The organism is Escherichia sp. 93.0816 (assembly GCF_013368855.2).
GTDB lineage: Bacteria > Pseudomonadota > Gammaproteobacteria > Enterobacterales > Enterobacteriaceae > Escherichia > Escherichia ruysiae.
In genome coordinates this window covers 1-19,355 of sequence record NZ_JABWNC020000002.1, presented here as the reverse complement: position 1 = coordinate 19,355, position 19,355 = coordinate 1, and the positions used below count along the sequence as shown (strand labels likewise).

Sequence of the window (19,355 nt, the reverse complement as noted above, 5' to 3'; positions counted from 1 at the left end):
CGTGATTGATAAATCCGCCTTTGTGCATCCAACCGCCATTGTGGAAGAGGGCGCGTCGATTGGCGCCAACGCTCACATTGGTCCTTTTTGTATCGTTGGACCCCATGTCGAAATTGGTGAGGGTACCGTACTGAAATCTCACGTTGTCGTGAATGGCCATACTAAAATTGGTCGCGACAATGAGATTTATCAGTTCGCCTCCATCGGCGAAGTTAACCAGGATCTGAAATATGCTGGCGAACCGACCCGTGTGGAAATCGGCGATCGTAACCGCATTCGCGAAAGCGTCACCATTCATCGTGGCACAGTCCAGGGCGGTGGATTGACGAAGGTGGGCAGCGACAACTTACTGATGATCAATGCTCACATTGCGCACGATTGTACGGTAGGTAACCGCTGTATTCTCGCCAACAACGCAACGCTGGCGGGGCACGTATCGGTAGATGACTTCGCGATCATCGGTGGCATGACCGCAGTCCATCAGTTCTGCATCATTGGTGCGCACGTGATGGTTGGCGGTTGTTCCGGTGTGGCGCAGGACGTCCCTCCTTATGTTATTGCGCAGGGTAACCACGCAACGCCGTTCGGTGTCAATATCGAAGGGCTGAAGCGTCGCGGTTTTAGCCGTGAGGCGATTACCGCTATCCGCAATGCGTATAAGCTGATTTATCGCAGCGGAAAAACGCTCGATGAAGTGAAACCGGAAATTGCTGAACTGGCGGAAACTTATCCGGAAGTGAAAGCGTTTACCGATTTCTTTGCACGCTCAACGCGCGGTCTGATTCGTTAATGGCTGAACAGCGTCCATTAACAATTGCCCTGGTCGCCGGAGAAACCTCCGGCGATATCCTGGGGGCCGGTTTAATCCGCGCTCTGAAAGAACGTGTGCCCAACGCCCGTTTTGTTGGTGTTGCCGGGCCACGGATGCAGGCTGAAGGCTGCGAAGCCTGGTACGAAATGGAAGAGCTGGCGGTGATGGGCATTGTTGAAGTGCTCGGTCGTTTGCGTCGCTTACTGCATATTCGAGCCGATCTGACGAAACGTTTTGGTGAGCTAAAGCCAGATGTTTTTGTCGGCATTGATGCGCCTGACTTCAATATTACCCTCGAAGGTAACCTCAAAAAGCAGGGTATCAAAACCATTCATTACGTCAGTCCGTCCGTGTGGGCGTGGCGACAGAAACGCGTTTTCAAAATAGGCAGAGCCACCGATCTGGTGCTCGCATTTCTGCCTTTCGAAAAAGCGTTTTATGACAAATACAACGTGCCGTGCCGTTTTATCGGTCACACCATGGCTGATGCCATGCCGTTAGATCCAGATAAAAACGCCGCCCGTGATGTGTTGGGTATCCCTCACGATGCCCACTGCCTGGCGTTGCTGCCTGGCAGTCGTGGCGCGGAAGTTGAGATGCTTAGCGCCGATTTCCTGAAAACGGCCCAGCTTTTGCGCCAGACATATCCCGATCTTGAGATTGTGGTGCCGCTGGTGAATGCCAAACGCCGCGAGCAGTTTGAACGCATCAAAGCTGAAGTTGCGCCAGACCTTGCTGTTCATCTCTTGGATGGATTGGGGCGTGAGGCGATGGTGGCAAGCGATGCGGCGTTACTGGCGTCGGGCACGGCGGCACTCGAGTGTATGCTGGCGAAATGCCCGATGGTGGTTGGGTATCGCATGAAGCCTTTCACCTTCTGGCTGGCGAAGCGACTGGTGAAAACTGATTATGTCTCTCTACCCAATTTGCTGGCGGGCAGAGAGTTAGTCAAAGAGTTATTGCAGGAAGAGTGTGAGCCGCAAAAACTGGCTGCGGCGCTGTTACCGTTGTTGGCGGATGGTAAAACCAGCCACGCAATGCACGACACCTTCCGCGAACTGCATCAGCAGATCCGCTGCAATGCCGATGAGCAGGCGGCACAAGCCGTTCTGGAGTTAGCACAATGATCGAATTTGTTTATCCGCACACGCAGCTTGTTGCGGGTGTGGATGAAGTCGGGCGCGGGCCGTTGGTTGGCGCGGTTGTCACCGCTGCCGTGATCCTCGACCCGGCGCGTCCGATTCTGGGGCTGAATGATTCCAAAAAGCTGAGCGAAAAACGCCGTCTGGCGTTGTATGAAGAGATTAAAGAGAAAGCGTTAAGCTGGAGTCTGGGTCGCGCGGAACCCCATGAAATCGACGAACTGAATATTCTACACGCGACCATGCTGGCGATGCAGCGTGCCGTCGCTGGGCTGCATATTGCGCCGGAATATGTGTTGATTGATGGTAACCGCTGTCCGAAATTACCGATGCCGTCGATGGCTGTAGTTAAAGGCGACAGCCGCGTGCCGGAAATCAGTGCCGCGTCTATTCTGGCGAAAGTCACGCGCGACGCTGAAATGGCGGCGCTGGACATCGTTTATCCACAATATGGTTTTGCCCAACACAAAGGGTATCCAACAGCTTTTCATCTTGAAAAACTGGCTGAACACGGCGCGACCGAACACCATCGGCGCAGCTTTGGCCCTGTCAAACGCGCACTGGGACTTGCGTCCTGATTCTTGTGTCGAGATTAAGTAAACCGGAATCTGAAGATGTCTGAACCACGTTTCGTTCACCTGCGGGTGCACAGCGACTACTCGATGATTGATGGCCTGGCAAAAACCGCGCCGCTGGTAAAAAAGGCGGTGGCGTTGGGTATGCCAGCACTGGCGATCACCGATTTCACCAACCTTTGCGGTCTGGTGAAGTTCTACGGAGCGGGACATGGCGCAGGGATTAAACCCATCGTCGGGGCGGATTTTAACGTCCAGTGCGATCTGTTGGGGGATGAGTTAACTCACCTGACGGTACTGGCGGCGAACAATACCGGCTATCAGAATCTGACGTTGCTGATCTCAAAAGCGTATCAGCGCGGGTACGGTGCTGCCGGGCCAATCATCGATCGCGACTGGCTTATCGAATTAAACGAAGGGCTGATCCTCCTTTCCGGCGGGCGCATGGGCGACGTCGGACGCAGCCTTTTGCGTGGTAACAGCACGCTGGTGGATGAGTGTGTCGCGTTTTATGAAGAACACTTCCCGGATCGCTATTTTCTCGAATTGATTCGCACCGGCAGGCCGGACGAAGAAAGCTATCTGCACGCGGCGGTAGAACTGGCGGAAGCGCGCGGTTTGCCCGTCGTGGCGACCAACGACGTGCGCTTTATCGACAGCAGCGACTTTGACGCGCACGAAATCCGCGTCGCGATCCACGACGGCTTTACCCTCGATGATCCTAAACGCCCACGTAACTATTCGCCGCAGCAATATATGCGTAGCGAAGAGGAGATGTGCGAGCTGTTTGCCGACATCCCCGAAGCCCTTGCCAACACCGTTGAGATCGCCAAACGTTGTAACGTAACTGTGCGTCTGGGTGAATACTTCCTGCCGCAATTCCCGACCGGGGACATGAGCACCGAAGATTATCTGGTCAAGCGTGCAAAAGAAGGGCTGGAAGAGCGTCTGGCATTTTTATTCCCTGACGAGGAAGAACGTCTTAAGCGTCGCCCGGAATATGACGAACGTCTGGATACTGAACTACAGGTTATCAACCAGATGGGCTTCCCCGGCTACTTCCTCATCGTTATGGAATTTATCCAGTGGTCGAAAGATAACGGCGTACCGGTAGGGCCAGGTCGTGGCTCCGGTGCGGGTTCTCTGGTGGCTTATGCGCTGAAAATCACCGACCTCGATCCGCTGGAATTTGACCTGCTCTTCGAACGTTTCCTTAACCCGGAACGTGTCTCCATGCCTGACTTCGACGTTGACTTCTGTATGGAGAAACGCGACCAGGTTATCGAACACGTGGCGGACATGTACGGTCGTGATGCGGTATCGCAGATCATCACCTTCGGTACGATGGCGGCAAAAGCGGTGATCCGCGACGTAGGCCGCGTGCTGGGACATCCGTACGGCTTTGTCGATCGTATCTCGAAACTGATCCCGCCCGATCCGGGGATGACGCTGGCGAAAGCATTTGAAGCAGAGCCGCAACTGCCGGAAATCTACGAAGCGGACGAAGAAGTTAAGGCGCTGATCGACATGGCGCGCAAACTGGAAGGGGTCACCCGTAACGCTGGTAAACACGCCGGTGGGGTGGTTATCGCGCCGACCAAAATTACCGATTTTGCGCCGCTTTATTGCGATGAAGAGGGCAAACATCCGGTCACGCAGTTTGATAAAAGCGACGTTGAATACGCCGGGCTGGTGAAGTTCGACTTCCTCGGTTTGCGTACGCTCACCATCATCAACTGGGCGCTGGAGATGATCAACAAGCGGCGGGCGAAGAATGGCGAGCCGCCGCTGGATATCGCTGCGATCCCGCTGGATGACAAGAAAAGTTTTGACATGCTGCAACGCTCGGAAACCACGGCGGTATTCCAGCTTGAATCGCGCGGCATGAAAGACCTGATCAAGCGTCTGCAACCTGACTGCTTCGAAGATATGATCGCACTGGTGGCACTATTCCGCCCCGGTCCGTTGCAATCAGGGATGGTGGATAACTTTATCGACCGTAAACATGGTCGCGAAGAGATCTCCTATCCGGACGTGCAGTGGCAGCATGAAAGTCTGAAACCAGTACTGGAACCGACTTACGGCATTATCCTGTATCAGGAACAGGTAATGCAGATTGCCCAGGTGCTTTCTGGTTATACCCTCGGCGGTGCAGATATGTTGCGTCGTGCGATGGGTAAGAAAAAGCCGGAAGAGATGGCTAAGCAGCGTTCTGTTTTTGCTGAAGGTGCAGAAAAGAACGGGATCAACGCCGAACTGGCGATGAAAATCTTCGACCTGGTGGAGAAATTCGCCGGTTACGGATTTAACAAATCGCACTCTGCGGCCTATGCTTTGGTGTCATATCAAACGTTATGGCTAAAAGCGCACTATCCGGCAGAGTTTATGGCGGCGGTGATGACCGCCGATATGGATAATACCGAGAAGGTGGTTGGCCTGGTGGATGAGTGCTGGCGGATGGGGCTGAAAATCCTGCCACCAGATATAAACTCCGGTCTTTACCATTTCCACGTCAACGATGACGGCGAAATCGTGTATGGTATTGGCGCCATCAAAGGGGTAGGTGAGGGGCCAATTGAGGCTATCATCGAAGCCCGTAATAAAGGCGGCTACTTTCGCGAACTGTTTGATCTCTGCGCCCGTACCGACACCAAAAAGTTGAACCGTCGTGTGCTGGAAAAACTGATCATGTCCGGGGCGTTTGACCGTCTGGGGCCACACCGCGCGGCGCTGATGAACTCGCTGGGCGATGCGTTAAAAGCGGCAGATCAACACGCGAAAGCAGAAGCCATCGGCCAGGCCGATATGTTTGGCGTACTGGCGGAAGAGCCGGAGCAAATTGAACAATCTTACGCTAGCTGCCAGCCGTGGCCGGAACAGGTGGTGTTAGATGGGGAACGTGAAACGTTAGGTCTGTACCTGACGGGCCACCCTATCAACCAGTATTTAAAAGAGATTGAGCGTTATGTCGGAGGCGTAAGGCTGAAAGACATGCATCCGACAGAACGTGGTAAAGTCACCACGGCTGCGGGGCTCGTTATTGCCGCGCGGGTTATGGTCACCAAGCGCGGCAATCGTATCGGTATCTGCACGCTGGATGACCGTTCCGGGCGGCTGGAAGTCATGTTGTTTACTGACGCCCTGGATAAATACCAGCAATTGCTGGAAAAAGACCGCATACTTATCGTCAGCGGACAGGTCAGCTTTGATGACTTCAGCGGTGGGCTTAAAATGACCGCTCGCGAAGTGATGGATATTGACGAAGCCCGGGAAAAATATGCTCGCGGGCTTGCTATCTCGCTGACGGACAGGCAAATTGATGACCAGCTTTTAAACCGACTCCGTCAGTCTCTGGAACCCCACCGCTCTGGGACAATTCCAGTACATCTCTACTATCAGAGGGCGGATGCACGTGCGCGGTTGCGTTTTGGCGCGACGTGGCGTGTCTCTCCGAGCGATCGTTTATTAAACGATCTCCGTGGCCTCATTGGTTCGGAGCAGGTGGAACTGGAGTTTGACTAATACAGGAATACTATGAGTCTGAATTTCCTTGATTTTGAACAGCCGATTGCAGAGCTGGAAGCGAAAATCGATTCTCTGACTGCGGTTAGCCGCCAGGATGAGAAACTGGATATTAACATCGATGAAGAAGTGCATCGTCTGCGTGAAAAAAGCGTAGAACTGACGCGTAAAATCTTCGCCGATCTCGGTGCATGGCAAATTGCGCAACTGGCTCGCCATCCACAGCGTCCTTATACCCTGGATTACGTTCGCCTGGCATTTGATGAATTTGACGAACTGGCAGGTGACCGCGCGTATGCAGATGACAAAGCTATCGTCGGTGGCATCGCACGTCTTGATGGTCGTCCGGTGATGATTATTGGTCACCAGAAAGGTCGTGAAACCAAAGAGAAAATTCGCCGTAACTTTGGTATGCCAGCGCCAGAAGGTTACCGCAAAGCACTGCGTCTGATGCAAATGGCTGAACGCTTTAAGATGCCAATCATCACCTTTATCGACACCCCGGGGGCATATCCGGGCGTGGGCGCAGAAGAGCGTGGTCAGTCAGAAGCCATCGCACGCAACCTGCGTGAAATGTCTCGCCTGAGCGTACCGACTATTTGTACCGTTATTGGTGAAGGTGGTTCTGGTGGCGCGCTGGCGATTGGCGTGGGCGATAAAGTGAATATGCTGCAATACAGCACCTATTCCGTTATCTCGCCGGAAGGTTGCGCGTCCATTCTGTGGAAGAGCGCCGATAAAGCGCCACTGGCGGCTGAAGCGATGGGCATCATCGCTCCGCGTCTGAAAGAACTGAAATTGATCGACTCCATCATCCCGGAACCGCTGGGCGGCGCTCACCGTAACCCGGAAGCGATGGCGGCGTCTTTGAAAGCGCAACTGCTGGCGGATCTGGCCGATCTCGACGTGTTAAGCACTGAAGATTTAAAAAATCGTCGTTATCAGCGCCTGATGAGCTACGGTTACGCGTAATCAGCAAATGTTCTGAAAAGGGTCACTTCGGTGACCTTTTTTGTATGTAGTTTATTTAGTCATATTATAAATACATTTAGATAATCTTACTTTCATTTTCCCCATCCCAAAAACTCTTGAACTCATGTTGATAACTCCGATTTCGGAGGCATATACCAATATACACAGTGGTTAAAAATAATATAAATTTATCAGGCTCATAGAATTTTTAAGGATAAAATATGAAAGCAATTTTAGGATTTGATCGTCTTCTTATGCCGCGTGTACTGGTGTTTTTTTACTGGCTGGCTATGGTGCTGACACTGATAGGCGGTGTCTTCTCCATATTTAGCGGAAACTTTCTCTTAGGGTTAGCTTATACCGTCATTGGTCTTATAAGCTGTCGTATGACTTTCGAATTAATTATGATAGCGTTTAAGAATAACGAATATTTGCGCCGCATTGCTGAGAGTGTTAGCAAGAATAGCGCAGAGTAATCTCCCGTAAAACGCTTCACCAAACCGCATCTCAACCGCTATTACAGGCGTTTGAGATGTTGTTTTAAAGTCAGTGTAAATGTCTGATTCATCTTTCCTGCAATTTATGCGTATTATCAATATATCGCGATGCACGTGCGTATCATATCAATGCAGGAGATTCTATGTTGGGTTTAAAACAGGTTCACCATATTGCGATTATTGCGACGGATTATGCGGTGAGCAAAGCTTTCTACTGCGATATTCTCGGCTTCACGCTGCAAAGTGAAGTCTATCGTGAAGAGCGCGATTCGTGGAAAGGAGATTTGGCGCTTAACGGACAATATGTGATTGAACTTTTCTCATTTCCGTTCCCGCCGGAGCGCCCCAGCCGACCGGAAGCCTGCGGCCTGCGGCATCTGGCGTTTAGCGTTGATGATATCGATGCGGTAGTGGTGCACTTGCAAAGCCATAACGTGAAGTGTGAAGCCATCCGTGTCGATCCATACACGCAAAGACGCTTCGCGTTCTTTAACGATCCTGACGGGCTGCCGCTGGAACTGTATGAGCAGTAAGGCTTGTCATCGCCGCATTTGCCCGGTAACGTGCCGGGCATTGCTACTGTAAAATCGCACCATCATGACATTCACGCTGAATAGACAACTTCTCACCTCACGCCAGATTCTGGTGGCCTTTAGCGGCGGGCTTGACTCCACCGTTCTGCTGCATCAGCTGGTGCAGTGGCGGGTGAAAAATCCGGACGTCACTCTGCGCGCTATCCATGTGCATCACGGTTTAAGTGCCAATGCCGATGCCTGGGTTACGCATTGCGAGGACATCTGCCAGCATTGGCAGGTGCCGCTGGTGGTCGAGCGCGTACAACTTGCGCAGGAGGGGCTAGGCATTGAGGGGCAGGCACGGCAGGCGCGTTATCAGGCATTTGCACGTACACTTCTGCCTGGCGAAGTGCTGGTTACCGCGCAGCATCTTGACGATCAATGTGAAACCTTTCTGCTGGCGCTAAAACGCGGTAGCGGCCCTGCCGGGCTTTCGGCTATGGGGGAAATCTCCGATTTTGCTGGAACGCGGCTTATCCGCCCGTTGCTCGCCCGCACGCGGGGAGAACTGGAGCTGTGGGCGCGTGAACATGATTTACGCTGGATTGAAGACGAAAGTAATCAGGATGATTCCTACGATCGTAATTTCCTGCGCCTGCGCGTAGTGCCGTTATTGCAGCAGCGTTGGCCGCATTTTACCGAAGCAACGGCCCGCAGCGCCGCACTTTGCGCTGAACAAGAGAGCCTGTTAGATGAACTGCTGGCGGATGATTTAGCGTACTGTCAAACGCCGCAGGGGACGTTGCAGATTGCGCCAATGATGACGATGAGCGACGCCCGTCGCGCGGCGATTATCCGCCGCTGGCTGGCAGGGCAGAATGCTCCGATGCCTTCCCGAGATGCGATGGTGCGCATCTGGCAAGAAGTGGCGCTGGCGCGGGAAGATGCTTCTCCTTGCTTGCGATTTGGTGCGTTTGAGATACGTCGCTATCAGTCGCAATTGTGGTGGATTAAATCCGTTGCCGGACAAAGCGAAACGGTTGTGCCGTGGCAGGCGTGGCAACAGCCGCTGGAATTACCGGCAAGTCTGGGAAGTGTGCAACTTATTGCGGGTGGAGATATTCGCCCTCCGCGTGCAGACGAAGCGGTCAGCGTGCGTTTTAAAGCGTCGGGATTGCTGCATATTGTCGGGCGCAACGGTGGGCGTAAGTTAAAGAAAATCTGGCAGGAACTGGGCGTGCCGCCGTGGTTGCGCGACACTACGCCGTTGCTGTTTTATGGCGAAACGCTGATTGCGGCAGCGGAGGTTTTTGTGACGCAAGACGGTGTGACTGAAGGTGAGAATGGCGTAAGTTTTGTCTGGCAGAGAAACGCTTAGTTAAGTGAAAGCCGGATAAGACGTATCAAGCGTCGCATCCGGCAAAAGTGAATCAGGACTCGCTCACCACCACCGTACCGATTTCCGGGTGGCTAAAGCTGGTAATTTTATCCAGACGTAGCTCGCGGGTTTCGCCAGCGGCTTCGACGACCAGATACTCCACATTTTTGCGGGAGACTAAATCGCTGGCCTTCCCCTGCAATTTTTCACCATCTTTCATCTCAAGTGTCAGCATTAAATGATGCTGGCAGGCGAGCTCAAGATTATCGTAATCATCACAATTGATTGGTTGATACGTATCATTCATTGACATAATCGCTCACCAGTAAGTTTGCCGCAGCGTATGCTGCTTTTTCCCTGACAGCCTCTGAAAGGGCGTCGTCGGCAGCCATTTCATTCAGCACTTTCAAAACGCAGCCCAGCGCGTCCGGAACGTATCCTAAATCTCCGCTGGCGATTTCCGCGTACCGCTTGCGTATTAACTCACAATATTTTTCCACATGCCCTCCTGTCAGCACTCTGACTTAACCGTGGATGCAAGTCTAAGCCTACGAAGATAAACTCTGTTTCGCAAGGTGACTATACCACACTCATTTCTGCAATATCAGCGCCGCAACTGCACGTATTCCGTTACAATGGCCTCCTGATTCGAAAGGAGTTTTCTTATGGCGCTTAAAGCGACAATTTATAAAGCGACGGTTAATGTAGCCGATCTCGACCGCAACCAGTTTCTCGATGCCTCTCTGACACTGGCGCGCCATCCTTCAGAAACCCAGGAGCGCATGATGCTGCGCCTGCTGGCGTGGCTGAAATATGCTGATGAACGTCTGCAATTTACCCGTGGCTTGTGTGCCGATGATGAACCGGAAGCGTGGCTGCGTAACGATCACCTGGGCATTGATTTGTGGATTGAGCTGGGGCTGCCGGATGAGCGGCGGGTTAAGAAAGCCTGCACCCAGGCCGCAGAAGTGGCGCTGTTTGCCTATAATAGTCGGGCGGCGCAAATCTGGTGGCAGCAAAATCAGAGCAAATGCGCGCAGTTTGCCAATCTTTCCGTCTGGTATCTGGACGACGAGCAACTGACAAAAGTGAGCGCCTTTGCCGATCGTACCATGACGCTGCAGGCAACGATTCAGGATGGCGTGATCTGGTTATCGGATGATAAGAATAATCTGGAAGTGAACTTAACCGCCTGGCAACAACCTTCATGATTGTGATTTCCCGACATGTTGTTATCCCTGATAATGAGTATGAGATCACCGCCATTCGTGCGCAGGGGGCGGGTGGGCAACATGTCAATAAGACCTCAACGGCCATTCATCTGCGTTTTGACATTCGGGCGTCCAGCCTGCCAGAGTATTACAAAGAGCGACTGCTCGCCGCCAGCCATCATTTGATCAGCAGTGATGGGGTGATTGTCATTAAGGCACAGGAATACCGCAGCCAGGAACTAAACCGTGAAGCGGCGCTGGCCCGGCTGGTGGCTGTGATTAAAGATTTAACAACAGAACAAAAAGCCCGCCGACCCACGCGCCCCACGCGTGCATCGAAAGAGCGCAGGCTGGTATCGAAATCACAAAAATCAAGCGTGAAGGCGTTGCGCGGCAAAGTGCGCAGCGGTCGGGAATAAAAAGTAAGGAATGGATGGTGAAAAAAGCGATAGTGACGGCGATGGCTGTAATCAGCCTCTTTACTCTAATGGGATGTAATAATCGGGCCGAAGTCGATACGCTTTCCCCGGCGCAGGCTGCCGAACTGAAACCGATGCCGCAAAGTTGGCGCGGCGTGCTGCCGTGTGCCGATTGCGAAGGAATCGAAACCTCTCTGTTCCTCGAAAAAGACGGAACATGGGTGATGAATGAACGTTATCTGGGGGCGCGTGAAGAGCCTTCCTCTTTCGCTTCCTACGGTACATGGGCGCGAACCGCTGACAAGCTGGTATTAACCGACAGCAAAGGTGAAAAGTCATATTATCGGGCGAAAGGGGATGCGCTGGAGATGCTTGATCGTGAAGGTAATCCGATTGAATCGCAGTTCAACTACACGCTGGAATCTGCAAAGTCCAGCCTTCCCATGACACCGATGACTCTGCGTGGCATGTATTTTTATATGGCTGATGCGGCGACCTTTACTGATTGCGCGACCGGAAAACGTTTCATGGTGGCGAATAACGCAGAGCTGGAACGGGGCTACCTGGCTGCGCGCGGTAACAGTGAAAAACCCGTGTTACTGTCTGTAGAAGGTCACTTTACGCTTGAGGCTAACCCGGATACCGGTGCGCCGATCAAAGTATTAGCGCCCGATACGGCGGGTAAATTTTACCCGAACCAGGATTGCAGTAGTTTGAGTCAGTAAACCTGCTTGAGGCAGAAACAAACGCAAAATTGCCTGATGCGCTGCGCTTATCAGGCCTATTGCATATAGTACAACATTTTGAATTAGCACGATTTTGTAGGCCGGATAAGGCGTTCACGCCGCATCCGGCATTTTGTGCACGAGGCTGGCTTTTATCACCGAGTCAGCCCAACAAAGCGACCCGCTTTGATATAAATTCCTGGCTTCAGGTGCCCAATATACTGTAGCTGTGTTTCTGGCTTAAACGCAGAGACATCACCAGCACGCATATGCATTAGATCGGCAGGGCTAATCCAGCCCGACTGCGCCAGCGTAAGCGGATGCCCGGCTTTGGCAAATGCATCAGTGACAAACTCCGAACAAAACCACGACTTTTTGTCTCCTTCTCCCACACCGCTTAACTGCGATTTCGCCAGGCCGCTGACGCACTGTTGGCGAAAATCTTCGGAGAAAGGATTTAGTGAGCACATCTGGCGGGTCACCATAAACGGAATGAACTCGACAATGCCGCGATAGTTGTAACCGCTATTTTTGATTTTATTGGCGAACGCGGTGATTTCTGTGGCTTGTTGCGGGGTAAGGTCCGGGACTCGTAAGACGAAAAGCTTATCGCTATGCCTCATGGCTTTTTTAAGGGGAACAATCTGGACGCCATCTCCAGTCGCTTCTGCAACGTTATTTTCACCCAAATAGATTGCAACGTGACTTACAGAGGAAGTGCTGAAGACGCGGATACCAAATGAGGTTACCCCAAGGCTTGAGGAGAACAGCAAATCGCCGGGTTTGAGATCAGGTTCGGTTATTTCTTTTATTGATCGTTCGGTGAAAGAGCTTTGATGCTGGAATTTGACTGCCCATGTTTTCGCCTCGGCATCTACCGCTGTGGCTGATGAGTCTGGCTGGCTGATATCAACGGTACAGGCCGAAAGTAAAAGAAAGCAGGGGAGAAGCAGGCGGCAGTACGCCTTTGGTTTATCCATTTTATACAATCCATGTAAAAAAGGGCCCTGAAATTCAGGACCCTTTCTGGCATCAGCCTTTAATCTGTTTCACCAGATAATCGACGATGTCACCGGTCTTAATTAACTGTTTCTCGCCGTTACGACGATATTTGTATTCGATATCGTCGTTGTCGAGGTTACGGTCGCCCAGCACGATAGTGTGCGGAATACCGATCAGTTCCATATCAGCAAACATCACGCCTGGACGCTCTTTGCGGTCATCCAGCAGCACTTCGATACCCTTCGCACGCAGTTCGCTGTACAGTTTCTCAGCCAGCTCTTGTACGCGGAAGGATTTGTGCATGTTCATCGGCAGAATTGCGACCTGGAACGGTGCGATAGCGTCAGGCCATACGATGCCGCGTTCGTCGTAGTTCTGCTCAATTGCCGCAGCCACAACGCGCGTTACCCCGATACCGTAGCAACCCATCGTCAGGATCTGGTTACGACCATCTTCTCCCTGTACGGAGGCTTTCAGTGCTTCGGAGTACTTAGTACCCAGCTGGAAGATGTGACCGACTTCGATACCACGTTTGATCAGCAGCGTACCCTGACCATCCGGGCTTGGATCGCCAGCCACCACGTTACGGATATCAGCAACTTCCGGGGTGGCGACATCGCGATCCCAGTTGATACCGAAGTAGTGTTTGCCATCGATGTTAGCACCGGCAGCAAAATCACTCATTGCCGCAACGGTACGGTCAATCACCACCGGAATCGGCATGTTTACCGGACCCAGTGAGCCAGGGCCTGCTTTAACCACGGCACGAATTTCTTCTTCGGTCGCGAAAGTCAGCGGGCTGGCAACCTGTGGCAGTTTTTCTGCTTTAACTTCGTTCAGCTCGTGGTCACCACGCACCAGCAACGCAACCAGCGGGAAGCTACTGCCTTCAACCGCTTTAACCAGCAGAGTCTTAACCGTTTTCTCAATCGGCAGATTGAACTGTTCAACCAGTTCCGCGATGGTCTTCGCGTTCGGCGTATCAACCAGCGTCATTTCCTGGGTAGCCGCAGCGCGCGGTTCTTTCGGCGCGATAGCTTCTGCCAGCTCAATGTTCGCTGCATAGTCAGAGGTGTCGGAGAAAACCACATCGTCTTCACCGCTCTGCGCCAGCACCTGGAATTCGTGAGAGGCGCTACCGCCGATAGAACCAGTGTCGGCCTGTACGGCGCGGAAATCCAGCCCCATGCGGCTGAAGATTTTGCTGTAGGCCGCATACATTGCATCGTAGGTTTCCTGCAGGGATTCCTGAGAAGTATGGAAAGAGTAAGCATCTTTCATCAGGAATTCGCGGGAACGCATGACGCCGAAACGCGGACGCACTTCATCACGGAACTTGGTCTGGATCTGATAGAAGTTCAGCGGCAGCTGTTTGTAAGAGCTAAGCTCGTTACGAATCAGGTCAGTGATCACTTCTTCGTGAGTCGGGCCGAGTACGAACGGACGCTCGCCACGGTCAACAAAACGCAGCAGTTCCGGACCGTACTGTTCCCAACGACCACTCTCTTGCCACAAATCGGCTGGCTGAACCACCGGCATCGACACCTCGATCGCACCGGCGTTGTTCATCTCTTCACGCACGATGTTTTCGACTTTTTTCAGAACGCGCACGCCGGTCGGCAGCCAGGTATATAACCCGGAGGCCAGCTTGCGGATCATCCCGGCGCGCAGCATCAGCTGATGGCTGATCACCTCGGCGTCGGCAGGTGTCTCCTTGAGAGTGGAGAGCAGGTATTGGCTAGTACGCATGTTGTTACGGTTCCAGTTGGAAGGTAGAACAGGCTCAAGGCGAGCCTGGGACAAAAAAAGTGATTTAGTTTACCAGTGCAGGAGAAATGTCAAAAGAGAAGGGCGTGAATTTAACGCGGTTCCAGCGCAAAGACTTCGAAACCTGCGTCGGTGACGCGCCAGCGAACGTTAAAATCATGCAGCCAGACGGCATAGGTTTTGCCCGTTTCCTCACCTTTACGATAGGCCGGGCGCGGGTCCTGCGCCAGTACTTCGCGGATAAACAGCGTTAACTGCGGATAACGCTTCTCCAGCGTCAAAAGTTGCTTTTCAACGTCTGCGGTAAAGCTTACTGCCATCTCTGCCACTGGCGCACTTTGCGCATAGCTGGCACTGGCATCGGGAAGCGATTCGGCAAAGGGGAGATACGGTTTGATATCCACTACCGGCGTACCATCGACCAGATCCAGACTGCCGAGCTTCAGAATTACGCTGTCTTTATGGCAAACAACCTCTTTCAGCTCTACCAGCGACATACCAATCGGGTTAGGGCGGAAAGTAGAGCGTGTGGCGAAAACACCCATTCTGGCGTTACCACCGAGGCGCGGAGGACGCACAGTCGGACGCCAGCCGCCTTCCATCGTTTGATGAAAGACGAAAAGGATCCATAAATGGCTGAACGCTTCCAGGCCGCGCACGGCGTCGGCCTGGTTGTAGGGAGCAATGAGATGCAGTTCGCCGTTGGCGCTTTTTACCAGACCCGGCTGGCGCGGAACGGCGAATTTTTCTTTATAGGGCGAGCGAATAACGCCTATTTGCTCAAACTGGAAACTACTCATTTTGCCGTAATGTTAAGCGCAGAACCGATACATACAGCCTGACGATAGCAGCCTGGCGTACCGCTGGTGACTTCACAGCTATGCAGTAAAACCGCATTGGCTTTCATTTTAGAGGCGTTGATTTGCATTCGTTTGCGCGCGGTCGGGATGCTCGGCGGAGAATCCTGATTAGAGGCCTGGCAAGAATCACCACTGACTTCCCCAAGATCGCGGAATGGCTTACCGACTAATTCTTCAGCATTAGTATAAATTCGGACCGGCGTGGCGCGCGGTGTTTTCGGTTTTGCTGGCTCCGCTTTTGGCTGGGGTGCGGTGCTTTGAACAGGTTCGACAGGGGATCTGCTTAACATGGAACAGCCGCTCAGCATGAGTGCTAATAAACAGATCGGTAAAGCACGCATAGTATTTCCTCAATGTATGATCAAAACGTCAATATTGAATCAGGCGCTTATAAAAATGACAAGACGGGCAAGCGCCCGTCCTGAATGATATTACAAATTGTGGAAACAGCCTAAAAATTACCAGCCTTTAACTGCACCGCCGTTAAACACTTTGTTTGCCGCTTCATAAACTTCGTCAGACTGATAAGCCTGGACGAATTTCTTCACGTTTTCCGCGTCTTTGTTATCTTCACGAGTCACGATCAGGTTTACGTACGGAGACTCTTTATCTTCGACAAAGATACCGTCTTTCGCCGGAGTCAGGCCAATCTGGCTGGCATAGGTGGTGTTGATAACTGCCAGAGCGATTTGCGCGTCGTCCAGAGAGCGCGGCAGCTGTGGTGCTTCCAGTTCAACAATTTTCAGGTTTTTTGGGTTCTCAACAACATCAAGAACGGTCGGCAGCAGGCCAACGCCATCTTTCAGTTTGATCAAGCCCACTTTTTGCAGCAGCAGCAGTGAACGACCGAGGTTAGTTGGGTCGTTTGGAACTGCAACCTGCGAACCATCCTGCAGTTCATCCAGCGATTTTATTTTCTTGGAGTAACCGGCAATTGGATAAACAAAAGTGTTGCCTACAGCTACCAGTTTGTAGCCACGATCTTTCAGTTGCTGATCAAGGTACGGCTTGTGCTGGAAAGCGTTAGCGTCGATATCGCCTTTGCTCAATGCTTCGTTTGGCAAAACATAGTCGTTGAAGGTTACCAGTTCAACGTCCAGACCATATTTGTCTTTCGCGACTTTTTGCGCGACTTCTGCAACCTGCTGTTCGGCACCAACAATCACGCCGACTTTAATGTGGTTCGGATCTTTTTCATCCTGACCGCAACCTACCAGTGCCAGTGATCCAATCAGGGCTCCCACTGCCGCAAAGGTTTTGAATTTGAACGCCATACCTTATTCCTTCTTCAATTATTTATGTTGTGTTGAACGTTACTTGCGAGTGACAGCCCGGACGATGCGGTCGCCTGCGAACTGAATTAAATAAACCAGAATGACCAGCAATACCAGTACCGTATTCATCACTGTCGCGTTATAGCCGATGTAGCCATACTGATAGCCAATCTGACCTAAACCACCGGCACCGACTGCGCCACCCATTGCGGAATAACCGACCAGGGTAATCAGGGTGATAGTTGCGGCGTTTACCAGACCCGGCAACGCTTCCGGTAACAGCACTTTACGGACGATCTGCATTGGCGTGGCACCCATTGCGCGGGAGGCTTCAATTAACCCGGTTGGGATCTCCAGCAGGGCGTTCTCGACCATACGCGCAATAAACGGTGCTGCACCAACGGTCAGTGGAACAATCGCTGCCTGCAAACCAATCGATGTACCGACAATAACGCGAGTAAACGGAATCATCCATACCAGCAAGATAATGAACGGGATGGAACGGAAAATGTTCACAATCGCTGAAACGGTACGATACAGCTTCGCGTTAGCAATAATTTGCCCTGGACGCGTGACATAAAGCAGGACGCCAACCGGCAGACCAATCACAAACCCAAAAAAACCGGATACGAAGGTCATTGCCAGCGTTTCCCATACGCCACGAACCAGCAGCCACATCATCGGCTCAGACATAACCCAGTACCTCTACTTTTACATGGTGTTCCTGCAGCCAGGCAATGGCGGCTTGCGTATCTTGTTGTGTGCCGTGCATTTCAGTCAGCATGATGCCGAACTTAACGCCACCGGCGTAATCCATCTGCGCGCTAATAATGTTGTTGTTGACGTTGAAACGACGCGCGGTTTCAGAAAGCAGTGGGGCATCGACCGATTGACCGGTAAACTCCAGACGCAGCATCGGCACGCAGTCTGCGAATGGCTCCGCTTGCAGACGTTCCTGATAATCTTCCGGGATATCCAGATGCAGGGTTGACTGAATAAACTTCTGCGCCAGCGGCGTTTTCGGATGCGAGAACACTTCGCTTACCGTGTCTTGCTCGATCAGTTCGCCATTGCTGATGACTGCCACACAATCACAAATGCGCTTCACAACGTCCATTTCGTGGGTGATCAACAGAATCGTCAAACCCAGACGGCGGTTGATGTCTTTTAGCAGTTCGAGAATAGAACGCGTGGTTGCTGGGTCCAGCGCGCTGGTGGCTTCATCGCACAGCAATACTTTGGGATTGCTGGCTAACGCACGGGCAATCGCCACACGTTGTTTCTGCCCGCCGGAAAGGTTCGACGGGTAGCTATCATGCTTATCGCCAAGACCAACCAATGACAGCAATTCTGTCACGCGACGTTTAATCTCGTCTTTCGGCGTGTTGTCCAGCTCCAGCGGCAGCGCCACGTTGCCAAAAACAGTACGCGAAGAGAGCAGGTTAAAATGCTGGAAAATCATACCAATCTGGCGGCGAGCTTTGGTCAACTCGGATTCTGACAGCGTGGTCAGTTCCTGGCCATCGACCAGCACGCTACCCTCGGTTGGGCGCTCCAGCAGGTTTACACAACGTATAAGCGTACTCTTACCCGCGCCTGAGGCACCGATAACGCCATAAATTTGTCCAGCTGGCACATGCAGGCTGACGTTGTTCAACGCCTGGATGGTGCGGGTGCCCTGGTGGAACACTTTGGTGATATTCGAAAGTTTTATCATTGATTATTTATTATCGTCATTAAGTTGGTCGTGGCATTTCGACTGCCTGAAACGGTCAAAGCCGTCAATGAAATGGATGTTAAGGCATCCAGACGTCTAAATCAATCAGGTTTATGCGAAGAGCACTTTCTTGCAGGTCGAAACATGCGATACTAGCGTCACATGCCTTATTAAGGAGCTATAAAAGGTGGCGAAGAGCGTACCCGCAATTTTTCTTGACCGTGATGGCACCATTAATGTCGATCACGGCTATGTCCATGAGATCGACAACTTTGAATTTATCGACGGTGTTATTGACGCCATGCGCGAGCTGAAAAAAATGGGCTTTGCGCTGGTGGTAGTAACCAACCAGTCTGGCATTGCTCGCGGTAAATTTACTGAAGCGCAGTTTGAAACGCTGACCGAGTGGATGGACTGGTCGCTGGCGGACCGAGATGTCGATCTGGATGGCATCTATTATTGCCCGCATCATCCGCAGGGTAGTGTTGAAGAGTTTCGCCAGGTCTGCGATTGCCGTAAACCGCATCCGGGGATGCTTTTGTCAGCACGCGATTATTTGCATATTGATATGGCCGCTTCTTATATGGTGGGCGATAAATTAGAAGATATGCAGGCAGCGGCTGCGGCGAACGTGGGAACAAAAGTGCTGGTGCGTACGGGTAAACCTATTACGCCTGAAGCAGAAAACGCGGCGGATTGGGTGTTAAATAGCCTGGCAGACCTGCCGCAAGCGATAAAAAAGCAGCAAAAACCGGCGTAATGATTAAAAGATGAGCGGTTGAGATAAAAATGCATTTTTCCGCTTGTCTTCCTGAAACGACTCCCTATAATGCGCCTCCATCGACACGGCGGATGTGAATCACTTCACACAAACAGCCGGTTCGGTTGAAGAGAAAAATCCTGAAATTCAGGGTTGACTCTGAAAGAGGAAAGCGTAATATACGCCACCTCGCGACAGTGAGCTGAAA

Annotated in this window: 21 protein-coding genes; 12 read left to right on the top strand and 9 right to left on the bottom strand. The window is 52.2% G+C overall.

All coding sequences use genetic code 11. From position 1 onward, the window contains the following. The first annotated feature begins 1 nt into the window (after position 1). The 8 genes from lpxA (at position 2) to tilS (ending at position 9,412) form a co-directional block, all read left to right on the top strand. On the top strand, positions 2–790 hold the full coding sequence (gene lpxA, locus HEM79_RS02900; RefSeq protein ID WP_000565966.1) for an acyl-ACP--UDP-N-acetylglucosamine O-acyltransferase: 789 nt from the start codon (positions 2–4) through the stop codon (positions 788–790). Further along, positions 790–1,938: a lipid-A-disaccharide synthase gene (gene lpxB, locus HEM79_RS02895; protein ID WP_000840595.1), complete on the top strand. Its 1,149-nt coding sequence runs from the start codon at positions 790–792 to the stop codon at positions 1,936–1,938. The genes lpxA and lpxB overlap by 1 nt, the downstream gene beginning before the upstream one ends. Next, positions 1,935–2,531, top strand: coding sequence for a ribonuclease HII (rnhB, locus tag HEM79_RS02890; RefSeq protein WP_176241742.1), 597 nt, complete (start codon positions 1,935–1,937; stop codon positions 2,529–2,531). Before lpxB ends, rnhB begins: the two co-directional genes overlap by 4 nt. Positions 2,532–2,567: 36 nt before the next feature. Continuing rightward, entirely contained in the window at positions 2,568–6,050 is a 3,483-nt protein-coding gene (gene dnaE / locus HEM79_RS02885; protein ID WP_176241741.1) for a DNA polymerase III subunit alpha, read from the top strand. Positions 6,051–6,062: 12 nt separating this feature from the next. After that, positions 6,063–7,022 carry an acetyl-CoA carboxylase carboxyl transferase subunit alpha gene (gene accA / locus HEM79_RS02880; protein WP_000055746.1) on the top strand — a complete coding sequence of 320 codons (960 nt, stop codon included), beginning with the start codon at positions 6,063–6,065 and terminating at the stop codon, positions 7,020–7,022. Between the two features lie 221 nt (positions 7,023–7,243). Continuing rightward, the gene (locus HEM79_RS02875; RefSeq protein WP_000644313.1) at positions 7,244–7,498 is read left to right on the top strand and encodes a DUF4282 domain-containing protein; all 255 of its coding nucleotides are present in this window, start codon (positions 7,244–7,246) and stop codon (positions 7,496–7,498) included. A gap of 164 nt (positions 7,499–7,662) precedes the next feature. Continuing rightward, positions 7,663–8,052 carry a VOC family protein gene (locus HEM79_RS02870; RefSeq protein ID WP_176241740.1) on the top strand — a complete coding sequence of 130 codons (390 nt, stop codon included), beginning with the start codon at positions 7,663–7,665 and terminating at the stop codon, positions 8,050–8,052. A 64-nt stretch (positions 8,053–8,116) separates the two neighbouring features. After that, on the top strand, positions 8,117–9,412 hold the full coding sequence (gene tilS / locus HEM79_RS02865) for a tRNA lysidine(34) synthetase TilS (protein ID WP_176241739.1): 1,296 nt from the start codon (positions 8,117–8,119) through the stop codon (positions 9,410–9,412). 52 nt (positions 9,413–9,464) lie between these two features. Here tilS and rof read toward each other — a convergent pair whose 3' ends face one another. Together rof and HEM79_RS02855 are read right to left on the bottom strand one after the other, a co-directional pair. Further along, positions 9,465–9,725 carry a Rho-binding antiterminator gene (gene rof, locus HEM79_RS02860; RefSeq protein WP_000062320.1) on the bottom strand — a complete coding sequence of 87 codons (261 nt, stop codon included), beginning with the start codon at positions 9,723–9,725 and terminating at the stop codon, positions 9,465–9,467. Next, entirely contained in the window at positions 9,712–9,912 is a 201-nt protein-coding gene (locus HEM79_RS02855; RefSeq protein WP_000417058.1) for a YaeP family protein, read from the bottom strand. Before HEM79_RS02855 ends, rof begins: the two co-directional genes overlap by 14 nt. A 165-nt stretch (positions 9,913–10,077) precedes the next feature. Between HEM79_RS02855 and HEM79_RS02850 the strand changes: the two genes are divergently transcribed. Genes HEM79_RS02850 through nlpE form a run of 3 tightly spaced genes read left to right on the top strand, consistent with a single transcriptional unit; the run spans position 10,078 to position 11,767 of the window. After that, positions 10,078–10,623: a YaeQ family protein gene (locus tag HEM79_RS02850; protein ID WP_176241738.1), complete on the top strand. Its 546-nt coding sequence runs from the start codon at positions 10,078–10,080 to the stop codon at positions 10,621–10,623. Continuing rightward, positions 10,620–11,042, top strand: a complete 423-nt coding sequence (arfB, locus tag HEM79_RS02845; protein ID WP_176241737.1) for an alternative ribosome rescue aminoacyl-tRNA hydrolase ArfB — start codon at positions 10,620–10,622, stop codon at positions 11,040–11,042. The genes HEM79_RS02850 and arfB overlap by 4 nt, the downstream gene beginning before the upstream one ends. A gap of 14 nt (positions 11,043–11,056) precedes the next feature. Continuing rightward, positions 11,057–11,767 (top strand): envelope stress response activation lipoprotein NlpE, encoded by a 711-nt coding sequence (nlpE, locus tag HEM79_RS02840; RefSeq protein ID WP_176241736.1) that lies wholly within the window; start codon positions 11,057–11,059, stop codon positions 11,765–11,767. 155 nt (positions 11,768–11,922) lie between these two features. Here nlpE and HEM79_RS02835 read toward each other — a convergent pair whose 3' ends face one another. The 7 genes from HEM79_RS02835 to metN form a co-directional block, all read right to left on the bottom strand. Next, positions 11,923–12,747, bottom strand: coding sequence for a YaeF family permuted papain-like enzyme (locus tag HEM79_RS02835; RefSeq protein WP_176241735.1), 825 nt, complete (start codon positions 12,745–12,747; stop codon positions 11,923–11,925). Between the two features lie 52 nt (positions 12,748–12,799). Next, positions 12,800–14,518 carry a proline--tRNA ligase gene (gene proS / locus HEM79_RS02830; RefSeq protein ID WP_176241734.1) on the bottom strand — a complete coding sequence of 573 codons (1,719 nt, stop codon included), beginning with the start codon at positions 14,516–14,518 and terminating at the stop codon, positions 12,800–12,802. Between the two features lie 110 nt (positions 14,519–14,628). Then, the gene (gene tsaA / locus HEM79_RS02825) at positions 14,629–15,336 is read right to left on the bottom strand and encodes a tRNA (N6-threonylcarbamoyladenosine(37)-N6)-methyltransferase TrmO (protein WP_000094021.1); all 708 of its coding nucleotides are present in this window, start codon (positions 15,334–15,336) and stop codon (positions 14,629–14,631) included. Next, the gene (gene rcsF / locus HEM79_RS02820; protein WP_176241733.1) at positions 15,333–15,737 is read right to left on the bottom strand and encodes an Rcs stress response system protein RcsF; all 405 of its coding nucleotides are present in this window, start codon (positions 15,735–15,737) and stop codon (positions 15,333–15,335) included. The genes tsaA and rcsF overlap by 4 nt, the downstream gene beginning before the upstream one ends. Positions 15,738–15,854: 117 nt before the next feature. Then, on the bottom strand, positions 15,855–16,670 hold the full coding sequence (metQ, locus tag HEM79_RS02815) for a methionine ABC transporter substrate-binding lipoprotein MetQ (protein WP_000874226.1): 816 nt from the start codon (positions 16,668–16,670) through the stop codon (positions 15,855–15,857). Positions 16,671–16,709: 39 nt separating this feature from the next. Continuing rightward, positions 16,710–17,363, bottom strand: coding sequence for a methionine ABC transporter permease MetI (locus HEM79_RS02810; protein WP_001294600.1), 654 nt, complete (start codon positions 17,361–17,363; stop codon positions 16,710–16,712). Continuing rightward, positions 17,356–18,387: a methionine ABC transporter ATP-binding protein MetN gene (gene metN / locus HEM79_RS02805; protein WP_000593991.1), complete on the bottom strand. Its 1,032-nt coding sequence runs from the start codon at positions 18,385–18,387 to the stop codon at positions 17,356–17,358. The genes HEM79_RS02810 and metN overlap by 8 nt, the downstream gene beginning before the upstream one ends. A 187-nt stretch (positions 18,388–18,574) precedes the next feature. Between metN and gmhB the strand changes: the two genes are divergently transcribed. Further along, entirely contained in the window at positions 18,575–19,147 is a 573-nt protein-coding gene (gene gmhB / locus HEM79_RS02800; protein ID WP_001140174.1) for a D-glycero-beta-D-manno-heptose 1,7-bisphosphate 7-phosphatase, read from the top strand. Positions 19,148–19,355 lie beyond the last annotated feature (208 nt).